We start from the raw sequence: 2,473 nt of genomic DNA, 5'->3' as shown, positions 1-2,473 counted from the left end.
GCCACCGGGTCGCCGTGCTGGCTGTGGATCCCAGCAGCAGCCTGTCGCGCGGCAGCATCCTGGGCGACAAGACGCGCATGGAGCAATTGAGCCGCGAGCCTGACGCCTTCATTCGCCCTTCGCCCACCGGCGGCGTCCTGGGCGGCGTGGCCCGCAAGACGCGCGAGACGATGCTGGTCTGCGAGGCGGCCGGCTTCGACGTGATCCTGGTCGAGACAGTCGGCACAGGCCAGAGCGAGATCACCGTGCGCTCGATGGTGGACTTCTTCCTGCTGGTGCTCATTCCCGGCGGCGGCGACGAGTTGCAGGGCATCAAGAAGGGCGTGGTCGAACTGGCCGACGCCATCGCCATCAACAAGGCTGACGGCGAGAACAAGGTGCGCGCCGAGGCAGCCCGCGGCGAGTACAACCGGGCGCTCCACTACCTGACGCCGGCCACCGAGGGTTGGCGCGCGAGAGCCTACACCTGTTCGGCGGCCACGGGCGAGGGCGTGGCCCACCTGTGGGAGGTCATCGGCCGCTTCCGCGAGCGCACGGCCGGCTCCGGCGCGTTCGAGGCCCGCCGGCGGGAACAGGCGCGCGAGTGGCTGCACACCCTGATCGACGAGCAGTTGCGCGCCCACTTCTTCGGCCGCCCCTCGGTTCAGGCGGCGCTGGTCGAGGTTGAGCGCGCCGTCCTGGCCGGCGAACTCCCCGCCACCGCTGCCGCGCGGCAGTTGTTAGGGCTGCTGGAACCCGGCTCGTAGTCAGGCAATTCTTTGCCGTTCGTCGCGCGAAGAACGGCAATGAATTGCCTGACTACCAACCTATAGCCAGTCCCGCCGCCACAAAATCACCAATACGATCAACGCCAACAGCAGTGATACTCCCATGACCATCCAAAACGCCAGCGCGCTGCCCTGAAATGGCAGCTCGACGTTCATGCCATAGATGCTGGCGATCAGCGTCGGCACGCTGACCACAATCGTGATGGACGCCAGGAACTTCATGACCACGTTCAGATTGTTGGAGATGATCGACGCGAAGGCGTCCATCATCTGGCTGAGGATGTTCTCGGAGATGGTCGTCATCTCCAGCGCCTGGCTGTTCTCGGTCAGCACATCCTCCAGCAGATCTTCGTCCTCCTCATAGCGCGAGAACAGGCCGCTCTTCTGCAAGCGTTGCATCATCAGATCATTCGATTTTAGCCCGGTCGTGAAGTACACTAGGCTCTTCTGATACTTGAGCAGTTCCAGCACTTCCTCGTTGCGCAGCGAGCGTTGCAGGCGCTCTTCCACGGCATCCGTCGCCGCGTCGATGTGGCGCACGTAGGAGAGGTAGCGCTGCGCCGTCACCAGCAACATTTGCAGCACCAGCCGGCTGTGTTTGGACGTGGACAACTCCTTCACGCGATAGCCCAACAAATCCTGGGCAATGGCCGTATGGTACTTGCAAATGGTGATAAGGTAACCCGGCGTCAGGATGATGCCGAAGGGAACCGTCTTGTAGGGAATATCCTCCTCTTTGCCAAAGAAGAACGGCACGCGCAGGATGATCAGCGTGATCCCATCTTCGCGGTCCGTCCGCGCCATCTCATCCAGGTCGAGCGCGGCCAGCAGAAAATCCTCCGGCACGTTGACGGTCGTCATGAGCTGTTCAATTTCGGCCCGTTGCGGATCCACCAGATGAATCCACGTGCCCGGCTCCAGGTCGTCAATCTGCTCCAACCCACGTTCCGCTTTCCTGAAGATCGTGACCATTGTGCTGCCTCCTACTTATGCCGGAAGTATAGACCCACGGCCCAACCACGCCATGTCAAACTGGCTACAGATCTGACAGGTGGGTGGCCGCAGGTTTCGTTGCAGTCCGAGTGCTATGGGCCGCCCACCTGTCAGGTCTGAGCGCTATTGCTCCATTCACGCTCCCGGCTATACTTTCGTCACTCTGATCTCCTTCGACAGCCTGCGTAATCTGCGGATTCTTCCTCTATGCGCCGCTCCCGACTCTGGCTCTTTCTTCTAGGTCTGCTGCTGCTCTACGGCTGGACGCTCACCGAGCGCACGGCGCTCGCTCTCCACGTCGCCGATGGGCGCTGCTCCGCGGAACTCTACGGCCGCCGCAGCGTCATCGACTGCCCTGGACTGGCAGGCGGAACAGTAGTAGCCTACGTCGCCGCGCGCGAGCCGTCCGGGCTGCTCGACCGGCTCACCCTCCGGCCGCGCTGGACCACCCTGCAACTGAGCGACGGTGAGGGGCAACCCTTGGTCGAGCCTGACCCCCTTCCCGCCCGCTTCGCCGCGCGGGGCGAACTGCGCGGCCCTAACGCGCGCGGCGGCCTGGTTCTGCGCCGGCCGGGGAGTGACGCCGGCTGGGTCTTCGTCGTCGATGCCACAACGCGCCAGGGGGTCTGGTGGACGTGGGCGGGGGAGCCACTCACGCCACTACAGGGCATCCCACTCGACCGGCCGCTGGTCGCGCAGGGGCAGGCGCTCCT

The 2,473-nt window shown here is 64.0% G+C and carries 3 protein-coding genes; 2 read left to right on the top strand and 1 reads right to left on the bottom strand.

Annotation, left to right across the window (positions count from 1 at the left end; genetic code table 11):
• Positions 1–746: methylmalonyl Co-A mutase-associated GTPase MeaB (gene meaB, locus ACE3UY_RS12265; RefSeq protein WP_374687804.1), on the top strand; the 746-nt coding region annotated here is incomplete at its 5' end.
• Positions 747–806: 60 nt separating this feature from the next.
• Here the strand turns inward: meaB and ACE3UY_RS12260 are convergent.
• Positions 807–1,739 (bottom strand): magnesium transporter CorA family protein, encoded by a 933-nt coding sequence (locus tag ACE3UY_RS12260; RefSeq protein ID WP_374687803.1) that lies wholly within the window; start codon positions 1,737–1,739, stop codon positions 807–809.
• 228 nt (positions 1,740–1,967) lie between these two features.
• Here ACE3UY_RS12260 and ACE3UY_RS12255 point away from each other — a divergent pair.
• Positions 1,968–2,473: hypothetical protein (locus ACE3UY_RS12255; RefSeq protein ID WP_374687802.1), on the top strand; the 506-nt coding region annotated here is incomplete at its 3' end.

Source organism: Promineifilum sp. (SeqCode), from assembly GCF_041918635.1.
GTDB lineage: Bacteria > Chloroflexota > Anaerolineae > Promineifilales > Promineifilaceae > Promineifilum.
The sequence above is the reverse complement of the archived record's forward strand: the minus strand, read 5'-3'. Positions and strand labels throughout refer to the sequence as shown.